Consider the following 18,813-nt stretch of genomic DNA (forward strand, 5'->3'; position numbering starts at 1 on the left):
ACTTTTCCATTTTACCCTATTTAAATGATTAACAGCTTACAACCTTTGCTGCAAGAAAAGCTAGCACAAGTTGAACAACAAGGTATCCAACAAGGTATCCAACAAGGAGAGCGTTTAATAGTGGAAAATTTATTAAGGTTGAGATTTGGAGAATTAGATGCCGAGTTATCGGCTTTAATTGACTCTATCTTGACTTTTCCGCCCGAAGAATTTACTCCTTTGTTGGTGCAATTGTCTCGTGAGGAATTGGTAAACAGATTTAGAAATTAACAAAATGGTAAAGGGCAGGTTTTGATTTTTGAGTTTTTAGGCTGGGAATTCTCACCTGTTGGCTAAACCCGCCCCTACCTATAAAACAATACGGTTCAGTTAAGGCTAAAAGTGGTGTAAATTAAGCATTGTCCCAAGAATGGAAATGAGCGCGTGGTGCATCTCAAAGATTTCTCATGGGTGTCTCCAGAGATACAAAGTAGTGACGTACTCAAAGCAATCGAGACAGCGATTCCAGCTTTGGCTGTCAGGGTATTAATGTTTCAAGCTGCAACCACTGCTGGGGTTCCACCATTACGCCTGGGTTTTACAGGCACATTACGAGTCATCCGTCGTGCCATTCCTAAGTTTCAACGCTTACAACCAGAAGAATTCCCTTTTTTTTCGATTGGCTCACCCTAGAGATTTTAGATACTTTATTACCCGAACGAGTTTCACGTAATAACCCCAGAGTTGTGAAAAAACCTGTATCAAAGTTTCGTTCTAAAAAGCCAAAACACAGAGGTACTGGACAACGAGTTGATTCTCCTAAATTTCATATCACTATGGCTCTCCCCTAAACTCTGTGATAAACCTAACTTATCAACAACTCTTCATGTCAGACAGAAACTCTGGCAAACCCTCTTTAAGGGAGGGTTTGCCAGAGTTTCTGTAGAAAAATGATCTGTAAAAGTACCACAACTGGTACATTAAATATTAAACTATTCAAAAGCTCTGGAAAAAGATGACCTCTTTACTAGATAATTTACTGGATTTAGCTGAAACTACGGTCGAAGGTTATCAAGAAGTAGAAGGTTACGTTTGCCTTCACTTAAAGCTATTAAATCGCGGAACTCACTGCCCTCACTGCAATTATTACACAGCAGAATTACATCAAACAACTCAGATCTTAGTCAGAGATTTGTCCAGCTTCGGTAAACCAGTATACTTACGAGTACCCCGGCGGATTAGTAGCGAAAAAAAAAGACTGGGGACAAGTAAGAAGGCTGACAATGGATGAAATCAGTCAAAGAAAAGGTTATAGAGATTTTATCACAATGGTTGCCAATGCCGAGACGGGAAATTTATTAGAAGTTATTGATAGCCATAAACAGGAAGAGATTATAGAAGCCTTGAAGCAGCAGCCGTTAGAGGTGAGAGAGCAAGTAGAAGAAGTCAGTGTAGATATGTGGGGAGGTTTCCCAAAAGTCATTGCAGAAGTTTTTCCGAATGCGGCTGTAGTTATTGACAGATTTCATGTAATGAAGTTAGTTAATCAACGGTTAAATAAGTTGCGACAAATAGTGGGAATCAAAGTTCAAGGTAGCCGATTTCTTTTGCTAAAAAATTCGGAGGATTTAAGTCCAGAGGAAAACCAAAAGCTACAAGAGATTTGGGAGCAATCACCTTGCTTGAGGATAGCTTACTCTATGAAAGAAGAACTTCGCGAAATTTACCAAACTAGTACCACCGTCAAAACTGGTGTAATTAGAATGAAGAAATGGTTAGCCCAAGCCCAGGTATTTTATAGTAAAGTTGCTCGCACAATTAGTACTCATAAAGATGGAATATGTAATTACTTTATCAGCCGCACAACCAGCGGTGTAATGGAAGGAATCAACAATAAAGCTAAACTAATTATGCGTCAGGGTTATGGTTTTACAAATTTTGAGAGCTTTCGTGCCCGCCTTTTAGGTAGCTTTTCTGATTAGAAATATTTATCACAGAGCTTAGAGGAGAGCCATTTCTCTAATAATTTTCCTACTTTTTGTTAAAGGAGGTAGTTGAGTATTTCTACTTAATTTTCTCTCGGCTTCTTGTATTGTTACCGTACTACATTTTGAAGTGCGGAATGTGGGCTTTAGCATTCAAATCTTTTAATAAACCATAATCGCTAAATTTTCTGCTTTTTGCTTCTACATCATGTTGGTAAATTTTATCTCTTATAAAACGAAATATTGCTATTTTAGCATAGCCTTCAATATTGGAACGCGGGTGATCGAGATTAAAACTTTTCAGGAGCTTGTCTGGTAGGTTAGCAAATGAAGAAGCTATCTGAAAATATTCTTCCATAGGATATTTGTAACGGAGAAATTGATATTTAAGATGGCTTTTTTGGGCTGCCCAAAGGCAAGCTTCTTGTAAATAAGCTGATAAATGTCTTGCTGTTATTAAAGGAGGGATTTTTAAACTTTGGGGACTCGTGATTGTTTCACACAGAGAAGGAAGGGGGAGAGAAGCAACAGAAAATCGGAGTGACGAAATACTTGCTGCTTTACTACTTTCTGTCTGAGATAACTCTCTGAGCGTTTTTAGGAAATATTTGGCCCAAAATTCTTCTTTAGCTTCTGGATCTGACTGACTTAAGCGTTTTATTTGGCGTTCTAATTGCGGATCTGCTTGCCAGAAGGATTTTCCCCTACTATTATAATCGCCAAAGCTGAGGAAAGTTGAGAACTTTTGAACAATATCTTCCCGTTTTTTCATGGAAGTCTCCTTTTTATTAAAGTATTTTGCTTAAAAGTTTCAGCTTTTTTGGGCATAGTTAATAAACATTATAAACATATTTGTTTTTTCGCAGCTATACTTAAGTTTAGTTTTAGATGGCACAGTTAGGTTAAAAGATATAGCCAGTCTAAATAAATTGTGAAAAAGCATCATATTTTTTAAAATTAGGAACATTAAAAAGTTTGAAATCAACAAAAAGCTGAAATAACCGCTTCACAATGGCAAAACTTTTACCAAACCGATAAAATCGGCTCTCCCGTACTTGTGGTGGAAAACCCTGGTTTTGGGGACTGGGGACTGGGGACTAGGGACTGGGAAACCTTGTGGAGTAAGCACTTTGTTAATTAATTAGGTTTACTTATCACCATGAGTACGGGAGAGCCCAAAAACTGAACCAAAAATGGATGCCAAAATTCCTCTTGATTTCATTGCTGGTTCAAAAACTCTGTCAGCTAAGGGTCCAGAAATTAAGCTAGCTATTGTTCCAATTATCATTCCGATCGCATGATCCGCAGCAAAAACTCGTCCCTGAATAGCTGGTGATACTTTGGCATACCAGATCGCATTACTAGAACTTAATAACAAAGGTACATTTGCATAAGAGTACAACTGAGCGATTATCCAAGTTAATTGTTTTTGACCTAAACCTAATCCAATTTTACCTAAACCACTACCAATAAATCCAATTAACATTCCGTGAATGCGACGCTTAAAACCGCCCCAAATACTTAAGATTAATGCTCCGATCGCACCACCTATTCCAGCAGCAGTAACGACAACACCTAAAACTTGAGCATTACCATCTGTACGGGCAAGAATCATCGGTTCATATAAAACTTCTCCTATTTGATGAAAAAGCCAAAATAAGGAAAAAGCAATAGTCATTGCTCGTAAACTTGGTGTGAAAAAAATATAGCGAAACCCCATTGCTATCTTCTGCCAAATTGTCTCATTTTCAGAGTTATTTGTATCTGTTTTATCTGGAGAAGATTGAGGAATTTCAACTAATAATAACGCCCCAATAGCAATCAGAAACGTAGTTACATCAACGGCGATAATTAGGAATAAACCATTAACAGAATAGAGGATACCTGCTAGGGCTGGAGCAATAATTGCTGGTGCTTGAAGTACCAAAGTGTTCATACTGCTAGCACGAGTGTAATGCTGTTTTGGCACCATTAAAGTAATTGAAGTAGAATAAGCAAGATTTTGGATATGTCCGAAGCAACCATAAATAGCAGCTAAACCGTAGAGATGCCAGATAAGTAAGTTGTTAGTTGAATAAAGTAGTGCAATTGTAATGGTGCATAAAGCTACACAGGTATCACCCAAAATCATTAAATGTTTTCGGTTAAATTTGTCTACAAGAATTCCACTAAATAGGGCTACAAAGAATTGTGGGAAATGAAAAAAGAAACTGAATAAGGCGATCGCTGTTGCTTGCTCAGTAATTTGCCAAACCCAAATGGTTAGTGCAAACTGAGTCATGGCACTGCCAATAGCAGATACGAATTGACCGCTCCAGATAATTAAGAAAGTACGCACAATAAATTAGTAGTAATTAATTGGACTTAATGAAATTTACCTAAGCAACAAAGCTTAACTTGCTGATAGCAACTGCTTTTTCAGTTCTCTGAGATAAAGTTTTGTACCGATGGAACCGGGTAAGCCCGCACACATATAGTATGGAATGAAGTAAACTCTTCCATTTTTACTGGCTTTGAGAGATTGAGCGATCGCATTTTTTTCCCATGCCTGTTTTAGATTTAACAATTGGTGTTCTTTAAAGCTATTTTCGTTGTCAAGCTTGCTAAAATTGCTGCCTAATAAAATAATCGAATCTGCATCATTGAATTGAGATAAAGTTTCAATTGAAACAGAAACAGGATAATTTTTATTTAATTCAGGGGGCAAAATTAACTGAAACCCTAATTTTTTAATCAGGGAACTGCAAAGACCAAAAGCATCATCACCCAAGTAAATATCCTGTAATTTTCCTGAATGGAGTAACAGCATTTTCGGGGATTTAGCAACTATAGGCGCAAAGGAATCACGAGCAGTTTTAATTTGCTGTTTTGTTTCTGCTAAAAGTGGTTCTGCTTTTTTGGAACTTCCGATAGCTTCAGCGATCGTCTTCAGGTTTTTTTCTGCATTATTCCAATCAAGTAGTAGGGTTGGAGCAATTTTAGATAATATTTTGTACTGGCTGGCATTGTATTGAGTACCTAAAATTAAATCTGGTTGACCTTTGAGAATAGCTTCAATAGAGGGTGAGGAAAGCAAACCTAAATTTGCTGGCTGAGTAGTAATTCGATTGCCTAAATACGGGATTTGTTGACTGGGTTTATCAAAATTTCCTTTATGAAACATGAAATAATCAGCAAATCCAGATGGTTGAATATCTAAAGTTAGTAATGATTCTAGAATGGGTGAACCGAATACTACAATTTTTTTAGGTTGCCCACAAACTTTAGTTTCTCCCATTTCATGCTTAATAGTTCGACAATTTGCCGAGCTAACGGGTGACAGAGAGCGATCGCCATTAGCAGAGAAATTATTTCTTATTCCCTGAATAGTAACGATTACAAGTGCTGTTAATATCACTAACACCAAAAGCCAAATATAGGCAACAAATTTTACTGATTGCTTAGTCCTCATTTCCCTCCATTTGCGATCGAGAAAGATCAAAATTCTACTGAAACTAAAGCTCGGACAGTGAAAGGTTCACCCGGAGTAATTTCTCTGACTCGGCTACTTCTGCCGATCGCCTCAATATAATTGGCATTAAATAAATTATTGAAATTGATTTGTGCTCGCCAATTATTGCGTCGATAAAAGATAGCTGCATTCATCAAGAAAAAACTATCCGCCTGAAAAGTATTGGTTATATCTCCTTCCCGTTCCCCAACAAAATTAAATCCCATACCAAACCCTAAACCTTGTAAACTACCAGTTTGAATTTCGTAGGTTGTCCATAAACTTGCACTATGTTGAGGAATACCTACTAGTCGATTACCCACAATTTCTGAATCGGTGTCTGCTGTTACTTTGGCATTAACAAACGCATAGGAAGCAATGATGTTCCAACCTGGTAAAATTCTTCCAGTTAAATCGAATTCTACTCCTCGACTTCGTTCTTTTCCTGTAGCAATGAAAAACCCTGGTAAATCTTCATTTGGATCGGGGACAGCAACATTTTGCTTGGTAATATCGAAGTAAGCTAAAGTTGCAAATAAACGATTCTCCATTAACTGAGCTTTAATTCCAACTTCAAATCCTTCTCCCTCTTCGGGGTTAAGGAGATCTCCTTCAACAGTACTTACTGAGTTAGGAGCAAACGATCGAGAATAACTGCCATAAAGAGAGATAGCTTCAATAGGTTGATAGACAATACCAATACGAGGAGTAAAAGCATCATTATATTGAGTTTCCCGCGACTCAGAAATATTACTAGTTATAGTTTGTTTCACAGTATCATAACGGATACCTGCTAAAACAATTAAATTGTCTAGTAATTTAACTTGATCTTGCACATAAATTCCTAAACGATCTTGCTGCGTTCTTTGATCGTCAAATGGAGAAAGAGTATTTGCATTCGGTTTCGGAATAGTTCCATAAACTGGATTAAAAATATTCAGAGGTGACGGGTTATTGAAATCAACAGTTGTCTCAAAATAAGTGTTAACTCTGCCTAAATCAAATCCAAATATAACTGTGTGCCGAATTGAACCAGTGGAGAAATTTCCTTGGATATTTGTGAGCAAATTATAGTTTTGGGTATCACCAAACTGATCGGCAAAAAATCGAGTTAAAATTCCCGTTTCTTCATCTAAGAAAGCCGGAAGCACAATCACATCATTTTTATTACGTCCATAATTAAATGATGAATGAGTAAAGCGAAACGCATTTCGCAATTTCCAGTTATCGCTAAAGCGATGTTCTAAATCATAACCCAAATCTGAGAAGGTATTTTGAATAACATCACTAGGATCGTTCGTAACCCGCCCTCGCGGAATGTTAGCAATACTGTTACCAAAAGCCACCGTGCCAAAATCAGCTGGATTATCATCCTTTATATATTCAAAAATAAAGTTGATCTCAGTGCGATCGCCAATCTTCCAAGTTAAAACTGGAGCAATAGAAAAACGATTATAACTACTATCAAAATCTCGGAAACTACCTTCATTTAAATACAAAGCATTCAAGCGATAGAGAAGGCTACGATCTGCGGTCAAAGGCCCCGAAATATCTAAGGAAGGGCGAACAAAGTTGCGATTTCCAACTTGAAATTGCAGATTATAAAATGGTTCTGATAGCGGTCGTTTTCTGACTACATTAATTATTCCTCCAGGTTCGATATCGCCAGATAAAATAGAAGAAGGCCCTTTAAGTACCTCAACTCGTGACAAATTTTGTACTTCTAATAAACCACCCGACCCAGACCGAAATAGAAATCCATCGCGCAGGATGGGAGCATCATCAAATCCTCGAATGGAAAAGCGAGGACCTCTGCCATCTGTTTCACCCAAAAAAGTGACTGCACTGACATTTCCTACCACTTCCTCAATGCTTATAGCTTGTTGGTCTTGAATAACTCGTTGAGGAATAACTTGAATTGATTGGGGGATATCCCGTAGTGGTATATCCGTCAGCATCCCGGTAGTCGTATTGGGAACTACATATTCATTTTGTATCTCTCTTCTAACCAAAATTTCGATTTCTTCATCTGGTTTAGGTGTAGTTTTTGGGGTGTTAAGACTGAGGACTATTCCTAATGAACTAGGATTAATTTGAACTTTTGGTATTTGTTGAGTTCCTGTTACCGTGACTCGAATAGTATTCGGAGATAACTGTGTTACTGTAACTGATTCAATTCCTTCTGCTGGTTTTTCTTGACGGAATTCTTCATTATTAGGTAAACGCAGTTGGGTATTGAAAATATCAGTTACTAAAGTTTTTTCCGAACTAGTTGTAGACACTTGGGGAATTGTTTGTGAATCGGTTTCTAAAATTACATCAACTCCATTTTGTGTGCTAATTACACGCACGCCTGTTACTTCTATTACTTGTGCAAAAGCTGGAACTGCTACCAATATAGAAATTGTGCTAGTTAATAAAAAACTAGGAACTAATTGTTGTAGTCTCAATCTAGTGTTCACTCCCTTATGCCTAAAATTTAAGTTTGTTTGTGATGTCAACTTTATTGCGGTAAATGAGTGTGCTGTTGACTTTTATTTGTTGTGGAGAATGCGATCGCACAACCAGCAGCATAAAATGGAGTATGGCTAATACTTAACAACCATTTATTAATGCCAAATTTTGTTGCTATTTCCAAAGCAGTCGCATACAACACTACAAATGGTTCACCTGTCGATCGCTTTTGAATCTCAATCTCCAGCCATAAATCAGACTGTTGATACTCTCTACCAAGTACTTTCAGAACTGCTTTTTTAGCAGCAAGACGACTGGCGAAATATTGCCATCGGTTAGTGTTAAATCCAGAAACATTGCGTTCGGCAACCGTAAGATATTGCTTTTCAAAACCTTCTTCCTTTTGTTTTACAAGTGCTGCGATATTTCTGACATCTACAATGTCAATTCCATGACTGATGATACTCATCCAAACATCTCATTTTTCTCAAAATTCCAAAACCAAATTAGTTAGCATCGTCTTCATTTTATTGACCGATTCAATGTACTCATTTCTTGGTACTGACTCGGCAACAATACCTGCCCCAGCATTAAGATAAATTTCATTATCGTATTGGTAAACAGAGCGAATTGCGATCGCTAAATCTGATTCTCCGTTACTATCGACCCAACCAATACCACCCGCATATATTGAAGAAAGATGTTGCACACACCGATATTTTTTCACCTCCATAAAGTTAAAAACTCGCACTGTTTCTGGCAAACAAAATGAACTTAGTTCGCTTTGTGCCAACCAAATAGAAAGCGCGTGTTCAGAACGAACGGATATCGCTGCTTCGACTTTTTGGCAAACTTGATCTAGCGTCATATCTTGCCGACCTTCAAGCTTAACACTCACACCTAGCCTGCGCTTCAGTCCCAAAGCAATTTCTACAATCTCAGTCGAATCAAGTTGTAAATCCTCCTGTAGTAATACGCCCTGGTGAAGCGATTCTTTGGGAATACCTAAATCAATCAGTATTGCTTTGAGGGTATCGATCGGTTTTGAACTATCCATAGATATCTCAATCCAACTATCGCTGTGATGTCGGTACTCCTTAATGAAAAACTTTATTGTTAGCCTATTAGACTGCAATAATCTGTTTATCCAAAATTACAATAGGCTAATTAGAATTTATTTGCAATAAGTTTTTAAGGAATTTTCTGAATTTAAGGCGATCGCACTACTCTCAAGGCAAGACAAGGATCTCAGTAAGCGTGGAGGTTAATTGCATAGTCTGGTTGAGCAACCAATAAGATTTCGATCGCAAACCCTGTAGAGACGTTATGTATAACGTCTCTACAGGGTTTGCCGGAGATGATATCAAACCCGACCTTAAGGACAATATAAATCAATTGATAACCAATACTTATTGAAAAATATTTGTAAATAAGAATAAATGTTCATGAAACACTTGCTAATCCGCTGTCAACTACTTAAGATTATTAAGTCAATTAGTTGCTAAAGATTCTTATTTAGCAACCGTAGGCATAAATCAAACGGAATTACTACCTGAGATGCCGCCCAAAAGTAGAGTTATGTGCATTCCAGGTGAAACTTACCGAAGTTTAGGAGTTGTGTAGTGTCGAGACACTCCATTGGTATTCGTTCTGTTGCTGTAAGCTTTCCGAAACTAATTCGTACTAATGATTACTGGTACGACAAGTTCCCAAAGTTAGCTGATGCACAAAAGTTAAAGCGAGTTCGGTTGCCTGTAACTTCTCAACCCATTTCCAACCAAGATGGACTTGAGATTTGGTCGCAAGAGGTAGCACCATATTTAAACGATCCATTTCGCGGAAATGTGGAACGACGAGTTGTTAGTCAAGATGAATCGGCGCTGACATTGGAGTTTCAGGCAGCTAAAGAAGCGATCGCTTGTGCAAATCTCGCTCCTGAAGAAGTGGAACTGGCGATCGTCACCTCACTTTTTTCGGAATCGATCGGATTTGGTAATGCTTCTTTACTCGCTCGTCAACTCAACTTGCATTGTCCAGCTTGGAACTTGGAAACAACTTGTTCGAGTGCGTTAGTTGCATTGCAAAATGCTCGATCGCTGATCGACACTATCAAAGTTGAACTTCTGACGCACCCTACTGATTCAAATCGAGTTTAGAAATGGCGATCGCCAAGTTAAAATAATCAATTATTTTTGAGCGGCGATCGCTAATTTAACTCCTTTTACCCGACGTAATCGATCCATTACTTCTACTACACGACCATGATTAACTGCTTTATCTGCATTTAAAATTACATAAGATTCAGTGTTAGGAGCAATTTTAGTTTTTACTTCAGCTTCTAACTTTTCTAATTCGATTGGTTGACGATTCAGCGCGATCGCACCATCCGATAAAATCGAAATATTAATTTGCTCTGTCTTTTGCACTTTTGCTGTAGAAGCTTGGGGTAAATTTACAGGCAAACCTTCCGAGCGAGTTAAAGATAAAGAGGAAATAATAAAGTAAGCTAAGATTGAGAAGATTACGTCAATCATCGGCGTAATATTAATTCCCACACTTCTTTCTGATTCATCAGGTAGACGCATAATATTCTTTTCCTTGTTCGTAATGCCGACGATATAACAATTCCAATTGACCACCATATTCTTGAATCATTGCCAATTGTCGTAAGTAAAAACTGCGAAATGTGTTAGCAAATATTAAGGTTACAATTGCTACTACTAATCCCATAACTGTGGAAATTAATGCTTCACTAATTCCACCAGTTACACCAGTACTTTGAGTTCCCGCAACATCACCGAGTCTTAAGGAAGAAAAAGCGGTCATTAAGCCTAAAACAGTTCCTAATAAACCTAGTAAAGGAGCTAAGGCAACAATGGTTTCAAAAGCATTATTAAATCGCTTTAAGGTTGGAATTTCTGCCTGTGCAGCAGTTTCTAAAGCTAGGCGAAATTCTTCAGGTTTAGGATTATCTAACTCTAAAGCTTCTAGGAAAATTCGGGCGATCGGTAAATCACCATTTTCCTTAAGTAATTTGATTGCTGTACTTGGTTTTAATGGATACAATTTCAACGCCTCTCGCACTATTCGATTCTGGCGACGATGCACCTTGAGCCAAAACCAGGTACGCTCTGTAACTAGCGCGATCGCAACTATGGAAAATCCTAACAAAGGCCAAGCGACTATTCCGCCAGCCAAGAAATACTCAACTGCTCTCATACTTGTTTGTTTAACTGTTGCTCTGAAGTATTGTACTGGATAATCTAAAAATATTTGCAATAAAATTACTGAATAATAACTAAATATTTGCAATAGTTAAATTTTAATGCAAAATAAGTAGTCTCAAATTCGGTATTTAAAATGTTGAGTTCGTTAGCTGCAACCCTTTTCAATCTGCTAACTATAACCCTTCTCAATCAATGATTAGAGCAATAAAAGACTAAATCCACTCTCCAGAAAAATTGGTATTGACATTTAGAGACAATCGTTCTAAGTTATCCAATTAGGTGATAATAATTTGCAACTGTGGGAGACAAAAGTGCATTGCTAAGAGCGATCGCACAGATTACCCACTTGTCATCATTTGTGCATTTTGGGGAAAAGTTTAGGGGATGAGTATTTCCAGCTTTTGTTTAGAACAACGAGAGAAAGAGAAAGCAGTATTTAAAAGCATTCTGGCGTACAGCTTTGTAGGTTCGGCAGTATTGCATCTGGTACTAGCTTTCGGGATTGCCCTATTGTGGTCAAAAGAGCCATCATTGTTAGACGATCCAATAGAAATAGTTGTGTTGGATGCACCAGAACCGGAAGTTAAAAAGCCGGAACCAGAAACACCAAAACCAACTCCGCAACCAGTTGTTACACCAACGCCGGAAAAACCGATTGCCAAAATTACCCCCGAACCAAAACCGGAACCGACTCCCGAACCAAAACCAGAACCGACTCCCGAACCAAAAATAATTACTCCACCACTGACAAAAGTTGAAATAGCGAAACCCCCAATACCGGAATTACCTGCAAAACCACAGCCAGTGAATGAACCGAACGAAACTCCCAGCGCACCAACACCCGACAGAAGCGCTGAAACATTACCACCGCCTAAAATTGCCCGAACAGAAGATTTGTCAAAACCAGAACCAGAACAACCGCAAACTCCCCAAGCTTTGCAAAGTCCTTTAGCTAGTGCGAGGAATTTTCGGAATCAATTTACCGAATCGCCGCCTGTGGAAACTGACACAAGAACTGAAGAAACACCAACTTTACCAAGAGGATTAACTCCAAATCAACAACCAGTTAATAATTCGCCTGTCACTAGTCAACCGCTACAATCATCTGTAACAGAGAATCGGACATTTCGCGATCGCATTGCCGCCACAAATAACTCTGCTACTGAAACTAATCCCGCTGACAATGAAACGCTGACCAATCCCACATTACCAGGAACAATTCCCCGATCGCAAGTTAACAACGTGCCTATTACCAGTCAGCCTTTGCAATCAAGTAGCAGCGGAAATCGAAGATTTAGAGATAGTTTTGCTAATAGCAATAATTCACCCACAACTATTAGTCCCAGCAACGATCTTTCAAATACTACTCCCGGAGTTCCCGGACAAGTAACCGCAAATCGCCAAATCCCGAATCAACCAGTAACTAGAAGTCAACCGCTGCAAACAGCTAATAGTAACCGAAGTTTTAAAGACAGTTTTACTAATAATAATAGTTCTCCTTCTAGCATGAATAATACTCAAATTTCTCCGACAACACCGGGAACTTCCACAGGAGTAGCAGTAAATCAACCACCTGCGAAAAGGAATACCAGACAACAAGGAGAAAATCAAGAAAATCAAAGGGGCGATCGAACTGCAACGAGAAGAGGTGCAAGAGGTGGAACATTGCGTTGCGTTAGTGGGTGCGAACCTGAATATCCATCAGATTTAGAGTTTGTGGAAGGTAGACCAGTAGTTTTGTTTGTGGTGCAAGCAGATGGTAGCACAATGAATCCGCAACTAGTTGAATCTAGTGGGAATAGCCAATTAGATCGAGCAGCTATGGAAGCCGTGCAAAAAATGCGATTTGCGCCTTCAAATGAAGGAAGTAAAACTGTAAGTTTCGCAATTAATTTTGCTACAAGTGGTTCTGAATTTGAGCGCCAAGCTCGTCAACGTCGAGAAGAAAATGAGCGTTTGCGACGAGAAAGAGAACGCCAACGTCAAGAAAACTTAAATAGGGAAAACTAATTTTTAGGGTGAAATTAATGTCAAAATTTGGAATGGGATTTCTCATTGCTTGTACTGTAATTGCTTCTCCTTTAGTTGGTCAAGCAGCGGTGATTAATTTGCCTGATGGCGGTCGTTGTGAGGGAGAAATTACTAACGGTCAATTGAATGGGAAAAGTGTTTGTCAGTATGGAAATGGCGATCGCTACGAGGGTACTTTCGTCAACGGGAAAAAAGAAGGTAAAGGAGTTTATACTTTCGCAGATAAAAGCCGTTATACCGGAGAATTTAAAGACGATCAAATTAATGGAAAAGGAGTTTGGGAATATCCAGATGGCGATCGCTATGAAGGCGAATTTAGTAATGGCAAACCGAATGGTAACGGAGTTTATATTACAGCCAATGGTGGTCGTTACGAAGGACAATTTAAAGATGGTGTTCCTGATGGTAAAGGAACTTACATTTTTCCAAATGGAAACAAATGTTCGGGAAATGTTGCTAATGGTCAAATTAGCGGTACTGGCAGCTGTATTTATGCCAATGGCAACCGTTACGAAGGTGAATTAAGTAATAACCAACCAAGTGGTAAAGGAGTTTATACTTTTGCCGATGGTGGTAGTTACAAAGGGGAATTTACTAATGGACAGTTCAATGGTACAGGAGTAAGAGAATATCCCAATGGGAATCGTTATGAAGGAAGTTTTCGCAATGGTAAACCGGAAGGACAAGGAACTTTTGCGATCGCCAAAGAAGGTACTTACAAAGGGGAATTTAAAGAAGGTCAATTTAATGGCAAGGGAGTTTTCACCTTTGCTAATAATAACCGTTATGAAGGCGATTTTCAGCAAGGGAAGTTTCATGGTAGGGGAATTTATGTGTTTGCTAATGGCGATCGATGTGAAGGACAATTTAGTGCCGGGAATTTAAATGGTAAAGCTGTCTGTAAATACGCCAATGGTGATAGTTATGATGGCGAATTTCGTAACGGAGATAAACACGGAACAGGGGTTTATATTTATGCTGACGGGACAAAGTTACAAGGTAATTGGCAGGAGGGTAAGTTTCAGAATTAGAATATGAAAGAAACTTCACTTCCTATATTAACGGCAAGAAAATTAACCCTGGCATATCAAGGAAACTCGATCGTTAATGAATTAGATTTAGCAATTCCATCGGGAAAAGTTACAGTACTTATCGGCCCAAATGGATGTGGTAAATCTACTTTGTTGAAAGGGTTGGCAAGATTACTAAAACCAAAAATCGGAACAGTTTATTTAAATAGTGTTTCGATCGCCAAATTACCCACAAAAAAGATTGCCAAAAACTTAGGAATTCTCCCCCAAAATCCCATTCCTCCAGAAGGTTTAACTGTCCGAGAATTAGTCGCGCAAGGACGCTATCCTCATCAAACTTGGCTGCAACAATGGTCTTCTGAAGATGAACAGATAACAGAACAAGCTTTGTTAACTACGGGGATGTTAGAATTTGCCGATCGTGCATTAAATACCCTTTCTGGAGGACAACGACAACGAGCTTGGATTGCAATGGCTTTAGCTCAGAATACGGATATTTTACTATTAGATGAACCAACAACTTTTCTCGATCTGGCTCATCAAGTCGAGTTATTAGATTTACTTTGTGAACTAAACCAAACTAGAGGACGTACTATTGTTATGGTATTACATGATTTAAATCAAGCTTGCCGCTATGCAGATTATTTAGTAGTAATCCGAAATGGAGAAGTTTATACTCAAGGTATTCCCGAAGTAGTAATTACTGAAACAACCATTAAAGAAGTGTTTGGTTTAGAAAGTAAAATAATCAGCGATCCAGTAACCGGAACTCCTTTGTGTATTCCGCTAAGTCGGCGATCGCGTCCATAACGTGGGTATAACAGTAATCATATTCCCGTACCCGTTTCAGGGAGAAATTTGTTACAGAAAATTTGGTGTCGATCGGGAAAGGATGGTACGCTATGCTTAAATGAGAATAACTAGCAATAATTTGCATTATGATTTCCTACCCACAGCACGATTGGCATGAGCTTCAAGCGCAAGTCGGTATGACGGTGCAGTGTGACCCGGATGATCCGTTGGATGTGGTGAAGTGCTATTCCAGGGAAGAGGGGCGAGGGATTAATCGCTCAATTCAACTGCGATCTGGATTGGAACTGTTGATACTGGATGCACCGCTTTTGTATGAGAGTTCAACCAGGGTGACGGAAGAGGTTCATGATGGGGTCGAGTTCCATTTCCACATCCAGGGACACCATGACGATGGGCTGACCAAGGTGGGCGAGCGCGAGTTTTGTATCCGGGGGAGTGGGGTGCATTCAAATCATCGATACTATGCGGCGGAGCAGCGAGCATTGGAGGTGTCGTTGTGGTTAGATAAAACCGTGTTGCGATCGATGTTTGCCAACGGTGCGGGGGAACTACCTCAAAAATTGGCAAATTGGCTGCGTTCAGAAAACGAATTGCGCTATGCACGAGTGAGTAAGGTGACACCAGAACTGGAGCGGCTGCTGTGGGAGATTATGCGTTGCCCGTTTCAGGGGTTGCCGAAACGCTTGTTTCTGGAAGGGAAGGCATTGGAAGTATTGGGGATTGTGGTTCAGATGGAGCAGGCGATGCTGGAGCGATCGTCAGAGCCAAGTTTATCGCTGGGAACCAGGGAGCGGGTGTATTATGCGCGGGAATTGGTGTTGCAACATCTGCATGAGCCGCTGAGTCTGGAAGAATTGGCGCGGCGATCGCAGTTGAACGAAAGTACGCTAAAGCGGGGGTTTAAGCAGGAGTTTGGGATGACGGTGTTTGATTATTTGTTAGATTACCGCATGGAGCAGGCAAGGGAGATGCTGGAGCGGGGAGCAATGCAAGTGTCAGAGGTAATGATGGCAGTCGGTCTGAAAAATCGCAGCTATTTTGCGGCGGCGTTTCGGCGTAAGTTTGGGCAGAATCCGAAGCAGTATCAGCAGCGGTTTTGGCAGGGGTAGGATGTCGTCTAGGGTTCAAAAATAATTTCGGCTAACGTTCTTTTTGCTTGTCTTGCCTGAGTGATGTTGTTAATTTCTTGATACTTATTCTCAAGTATCTTGTGTGAGGCAGATGAGCAAGTTGAATTACCGGAGCAGTTTGGTGCTAAGTTTGTTGCTGGTGGGTGGATGGTCGGCGATCGCGGTGGCAGCAGAACCGCAGGTAACAGAGAAGACTGTGCCAGGAAGTGCTGCTGTACAACCGCAGGTGGGCACTGTAAGGGATTTGCCGACAGCGGCGACTTCTGTGAAAGAGTGGATTGCCCAAATTGAAGCGGCAACGGTGCAAGTTACTGAAGTAAAATTGAAACGCACCGACACTGGACTTGATGTTGTGCTGGAAACCGCCGAGAGCAAACCCTTACAGATCGATGCAACGAAGTTTCGCACTGAGGGCAACAGCCTGATTGCTGACATCCCCAATGCGGTGCTGGCGTTGCCAGAGGGACAACCCTTCACAGCGGACAATCCAACAGAGGAGATTGCCACCGTGCAGGTGGTGCAGCAGAATGTAAACAGTATTCGGGTGATTGTCACCGGAAGGAATGCTGTACCCCAACAAAAAGTGACTCTGAGAACGGGAGCCTTTGCCTACAGCCTCAACCCGGAAGGGATTGAACTGGATCAAGAAATTGTAGTGACTAGGGAAGGGCGGAGAACCTATCGGGTGCCGAATGCGAGTACAGCAACGCGGACGGATACGCCATTGCGAGATGTTCCCCAGTCAATTCAGGTGGTACCGCGACAGGTAATTGAAGACCGGAATGTGAGAAATCTCAATGAGGCAGTGGAAACGGTCAGTGGCGTTGCGAACGGTGGAGACTACTTTGGTGCGACGGGTGGCGGCAGAATCATCAGGGGTTTTTTTGTGGAAGGAAGTTTCCGCAATGGCTTTCCACAAGGCGCAACTTTCAACGTCTTGGAACCAGTTGGAACCATTGAACAAGTGGAAGTTCTGAAAGGACCCGCCTCGGTGCTGTTTGGAGCCGTAGAACTCGGTGGAATTGTCAACACTATTACGCGGCAACCTTTGAGTGAACCCTATTACAAGTTCGCATTTGAAGCAGGAAATTACAGCTTTTATCAGCCCAGTATTGATTTATCTGGTCCCTTAACGGCTGATAAAACCCTGCTTTATCGCTTCATTGCCAGTTATCAAAGCACGAACTATTTTCAAGAGTTTGTCAACAGTGAATTGACCACGATCGCACCCTCCATTACATTGAACTTTGGCGATCGCACAACCCTGAATCTGTACTACGAATACATTCACTTCTTTAGTGACCCAGCAAGAAGTTTTGCAGCGGTGCTTAGTGATGGTAGCTTAACCCCCAGAAGTTTCTACGCAAGCTATCCTGATTTACAGTTGCTCGATGTTACCACTCAAAAAATTGGCTACACACTGAAGCACGAATTCAACGACAATTGGCAGCTTCGTAATAATGTTGCAATCACGCTTCATCGTAATAATATCCGCAACGAAGCTACTCCTCTCGCAATTGTGGACGATCGCTTTTTTACAAACTTTTTTACATTTGAGGGTGATTATACACAAAACAACTATTTTGGACAAATCGACGCGCTGGGAAAATTTAACACTGGATCAATTTCGCACCAACTTTTAGTCGGCTTTGATTTCAACCGCTATGTCGAGGATGCTGTATTCCCTATCGGTACTACTGCTCTGCCCGATCTCGATATCCTCAACCCAAATTACGATGTTCCAAGACCCGAATTTGCTCCGTCTATTGGTTTTGACTACCTGATCACGAATCAATCGTATGGGGTCTACTTCCAGGATCAAATCGCCTTGAGCAATAACCTGAAACTCCTGATTGGGGGTCGCTATGACTGGGTGTCCTACGAAAATGAAGTCAGAGAAGATGGCATTGATCAGTCGTCCCAAAAAGACGGCGCTTTTAGCCCTCGCATTGGCTTAGTGTATCAGCCTAGCAAAACGGTTGCTCTCTATGCCAGCTACAGTCGTTCTTTCAGACAGACTATTGGATTCAACCCGGACGGGAGGGCGTTTGAACCGAGCAGAGGAACGCAGTATGAAGTCGGGATTAAAACAGATTTCCTGGACGGAAAACTTTCAACCACCCTAGCTGCCTATCATCTGACTAAAACCAATGTGACTACACCCGATCCAAATAACCCCTTGTTTTCTGTTCAGACTGGGGAACAGCGGAGTCAAGGAATAGAATTGGATGCTGCTGGTGAGATCTTGCCCGGTTGGAAGGTAATTGGTTCCTACACCTATACAGATGCCAAAGTCACGGGAGATAATGTCACGCCTGTCGGCAATCGCCTGCCAAACGTACCAGAGAATCAAGTCAGCCTCTGGACTACCTATGAGATTCAAACGGGCGACTTGAAAGGGTTAGGATTTGGTTTAGGTCTGTTTTATGTCGGCGAACGGCAAGGCAATTTGGCAAACACCTTTCAACTGAAGGATTACTTGCGGACGGATGCAGTGCTTTACTACCGCAGAGGTGGTTTTAAGGCAGCAATCAATGTCCGAAACTTATTTGATATGGACTATGCTGATTTTTCTTACGACAGAACACTTGTTCAAAGAGCGAAACCCTTTACAATTACAGGCTCTATCAGTTGGGAGTTTTAATTGCATAGCCCCATTTCCTTGAGAAGACT

At 40.5% G+C, this 18,813-nt stretch carries 16 protein-coding genes and 3 pseudogenes; 10 read left to right on the forward strand and 9 right to left on the reverse strand.

Translation table 11 applies throughout. From position 1 onward, the window contains the following. The first annotated feature begins 24 nt into the window (after positions 1-24). The 4 genes and pseudogenes from ACE1CA_RS14535 to ACE1CA_RS14550 all read left to right on the forward strand — a co-directional run bounded on the left by ACE1CA_RS14535 (position 25) and on the right by ACE1CA_RS14550 (position 1,961). The gene (locus ACE1CA_RS14535; RefSeq protein WP_486517881.1) at positions 25-270 is read left to right on the forward strand and encodes a hypothetical protein; all 246 of its coding nucleotides are present in this window, start codon (positions 25-27) and stop codon (positions 268-270) included. 246 nt (positions 271-516) lie between these two features. Beyond that, positions 517-672: pseudogene (locus ACE1CA_RS14540) on the forward strand (IS4 family transposase); the annotation flags it as partial. A gap of 322 nt (positions 673-994) precedes the next feature. Continuing rightward, positions 995-1,270: a transposase family protein gene (locus ACE1CA_RS14545; RefSeq protein WP_486517882.1), complete on the forward strand. Its 276-nt coding sequence runs from the start codon at positions 995-997 to the stop codon at positions 1,268-1,270. Next, positions 1,263-1,961, forward strand: coding sequence for an ISL3 family transposase (locus tag ACE1CA_RS14550; RefSeq protein WP_413281310.1), 699 nt, complete (start codon positions 1,263-1,265; stop codon positions 1,959-1,961). Before ACE1CA_RS14545 ends, ACE1CA_RS14550 begins: the two co-directional genes overlap by 8 nt. Positions 1,962-2,082: 121 nt before the next feature. Here ACE1CA_RS14550 and ACE1CA_RS14555 read toward each other — a convergent pair whose 3' ends face one another. The 7 genes and pseudogenes from ACE1CA_RS14555 to ACE1CA_RS14585 form a co-directional block, all read right to left on the reverse strand. Next, positions 2,083-2,736, reverse strand: coding sequence for a hypothetical protein (locus ACE1CA_RS14555; RefSeq protein WP_413281311.1), 654 nt, complete (start codon positions 2,734-2,736; stop codon positions 2,083-2,085). A gap of 148 nt (positions 2,737-2,884) precedes the next feature. Next, a pseudogene (locus ACE1CA_RS14560) lies at positions 2,885-3,007 on the reverse strand (IS630 family transposase); the annotation flags it as partial. Between the two features lie 104 nt (positions 3,008-3,111). Then, positions 3,112-4,302: an MFS transporter gene (locus ACE1CA_RS14565; RefSeq protein WP_413281312.1), complete on the reverse strand. Its 1,191-nt coding sequence runs from the start codon at positions 4,300-4,302 to the stop codon at positions 3,112-3,114. A 54-nt stretch (positions 4,303-4,356) separates the two neighbouring features. Continuing rightward, the gene (locus tag ACE1CA_RS14570; RefSeq protein ID WP_413281313.1) at positions 4,357-5,415 is read right to left on the reverse strand and encodes an ABC transporter substrate-binding protein; all 1,059 of its coding nucleotides are present in this window, start codon (positions 5,413-5,415) and stop codon (positions 4,357-4,359) included. Positions 5,416-5,441: 26 nt separating this feature from the next. Continuing rightward, positions 5,442-7,916 (reverse strand): TonB-dependent siderophore receptor, encoded by a 2,475-nt coding sequence (locus tag ACE1CA_RS14575; protein WP_413281314.1) that lies wholly within the window; start codon positions 7,914-7,916, stop codon positions 5,442-5,444. Positions 7,917-7,957: 41 nt separating this feature from the next. After that, positions 7,958-8,377 (reverse strand): holo-ACP synthase, encoded by a 420-nt coding sequence (locus tag ACE1CA_RS14580; RefSeq protein ID WP_413281315.1) that lies wholly within the window; start codon positions 8,375-8,377, stop codon positions 7,958-7,960. A gap of 18 nt (positions 8,378-8,395) precedes the next feature. Further along, positions 8,396-8,722 (reverse strand): annotated as a pseudogene (locus ACE1CA_RS14585) (chorismate-binding protein); the annotation flags it as partial. A gap of 808 nt (positions 8,723-9,530) precedes the next feature. Here ACE1CA_RS14585 and ACE1CA_RS14590 point away from each other — a divergent pair. After that, entirely contained in the window at positions 9,531-10,064 is a 534-nt protein-coding gene (locus tag ACE1CA_RS14590; protein ID WP_413281317.1) for a thiolase family protein, read from the forward strand. Between the two features lie 30 nt (positions 10,065-10,094). Here the strand turns inward: ACE1CA_RS14590 and ACE1CA_RS14595 are convergent, their stop codons facing one another. Both ACE1CA_RS14595 and ACE1CA_RS14600 read right to left on the reverse strand, forming a co-directional pair. Beyond that, positions 10,095-10,493 (reverse strand): ExbD/TolR family protein, encoded by a 399-nt coding sequence (locus tag ACE1CA_RS14595; RefSeq protein ID WP_413281318.1) that lies wholly within the window; start codon positions 10,491-10,493, stop codon positions 10,095-10,097. Continuing rightward, positions 10,480-11,127, reverse strand: coding sequence for a MotA/TolQ/ExbB proton channel family protein (locus ACE1CA_RS14600; protein ID WP_413281319.1), 648 nt, complete (start codon positions 11,125-11,127; stop codon positions 10,480-10,482). The genes ACE1CA_RS14595 and ACE1CA_RS14600 overlap by 14 nt, the downstream gene beginning before the upstream one ends. A 392-nt stretch (positions 11,128-11,519) precedes the next feature. Between ACE1CA_RS14600 and ACE1CA_RS14605 the strand changes: the two genes are divergently transcribed. From ACE1CA_RS14605 to ACE1CA_RS14625, 5 genes are all read left to right on the forward strand, one after another. Next, positions 11,520-13,145 (forward strand): energy transducer TonB, encoded by a 1,626-nt coding sequence (locus tag ACE1CA_RS14605; protein WP_413281320.1) that lies wholly within the window; start codon positions 11,520-11,522, stop codon positions 13,143-13,145. A 17-nt stretch (positions 13,146-13,162) separates the two neighbouring features. Then, on the forward strand, positions 13,163-14,197 hold the full coding sequence (locus ACE1CA_RS14610; RefSeq protein ID WP_413281321.1) for an MORN repeat-containing protein: 1,035 nt from the start codon (positions 13,163-13,165) through the stop codon (positions 14,195-14,197). A gap of 3 nt (positions 14,198-14,200) precedes the next feature. Further along, positions 14,201-15,007, forward strand: coding sequence for an ABC transporter ATP-binding protein (locus ACE1CA_RS14615; RefSeq protein WP_413281322.1), 807 nt, complete (start codon positions 14,201-14,203; stop codon positions 15,005-15,007). Positions 15,008-15,135: 128 nt separating this feature from the next. Continuing rightward, a complete protein-coding gene (locus tag ACE1CA_RS14620; protein ID WP_413281323.1) occupies positions 15,136-16,119 on the forward strand; it encodes a helix-turn-helix domain-containing protein in 984 nt (327 codons plus the stop codon). A 184-nt stretch (positions 16,120-16,303) separates the two neighbouring features. Continuing rightward, complete coding sequence (locus ACE1CA_RS14625) at positions 16,304-18,784, forward strand: TonB-dependent siderophore receptor (protein WP_413281324.1); 2,481 nt, start codon at positions 16,304-16,306, stop codon at positions 18,782-18,784. Positions 18,785-18,813: the final 29 nt, after the last annotated feature.

The sequence above is a fragment of the Floridaenema evergladense BLCC-F167 genome (assembly GCF_041929205.2).
GTDB classification, from domain to species: Bacteria; Cyanobacteriota; Cyanobacteriia; order Cyanobacteriales; family Aerosakkonemataceae; genus Floridanema; species Floridanema evergladense.

Excerpts from the sequence above, each read along its gene's own strand:
- ACE1CA_RS14535 (WP_486517881.1), top strand. The coding sequence starts at position 25 with ATGATTAACAGCTTACAACCTTTGCTGCAAGAAAAGCTAGCACAAGTT.
- ACE1CA_RS14545 (WP_486517882.1), top strand. The coding sequence starts at position 995 with ATGACCTCTTTACTAGATAATTTACTGGATTTAGCTGAAACTACGGTC.
- ACE1CA_RS14550 (WP_413281310.1), top strand. The coding sequence starts at position 1,263 with ATGGATGAAATCAGTCAAAGAAAAGGTTATAGAGATTTTATCACAATG.
- ACE1CA_RS14555 (WP_413281311.1), bottom strand. The coding sequence starts at position 2,736 with ATGAAAAAACGGGAAGATATTGTTCAAAAGTTCTCAACTTTCCTCAGC.
- ACE1CA_RS14570 (WP_413281313.1), bottom strand. The coding sequence starts at position 5,415 with ATGAGGACTAAGCAATCAGTAAAATTTGTTGCCTATATTTGGCTTTTG.
- ACE1CA_RS14580 (WP_413281315.1), bottom strand. The coding sequence starts at position 8,377 with ATGAGTATCATCAGTCATGGAATTGACATTGTAGATGTCAGAAATATC.
- ACE1CA_RS14595 (WP_413281318.1), bottom strand. The coding sequence starts at position 10,493 with ATGCGTCTACCTGATGAATCAGAAAGAAGTGTGGGAATTAATATTACG.
- ACE1CA_RS14600 (WP_413281319.1), bottom strand. The coding sequence starts at position 11,127 with ATGAGAGCAGTTGAGTATTTCTTGGCTGGCGGAATAGTCGCTTGGCCT.
- ACE1CA_RS14605 (WP_413281320.1), top strand. The coding sequence starts at position 11,520 with ATGAGTATTTCCAGCTTTTGTTTAGAACAACGAGAGAAAGAGAAAGCA.
- ACE1CA_RS14610 (WP_413281321.1), top strand. The coding sequence starts at position 13,163 with ATGTCAAAATTTGGAATGGGATTTCTCATTGCTTGTACTGTAATTGCT.
- ACE1CA_RS14615 (WP_413281322.1), top strand. The coding sequence starts at position 14,201 with ATGAAAGAAACTTCACTTCCTATATTAACGGCAAGAAAATTAACCCTG.
- ACE1CA_RS14620 (WP_413281323.1), top strand. The coding sequence starts at position 15,136 with ATGATTTCCTACCCACAGCACGATTGGCATGAGCTTCAAGCGCAAGTC.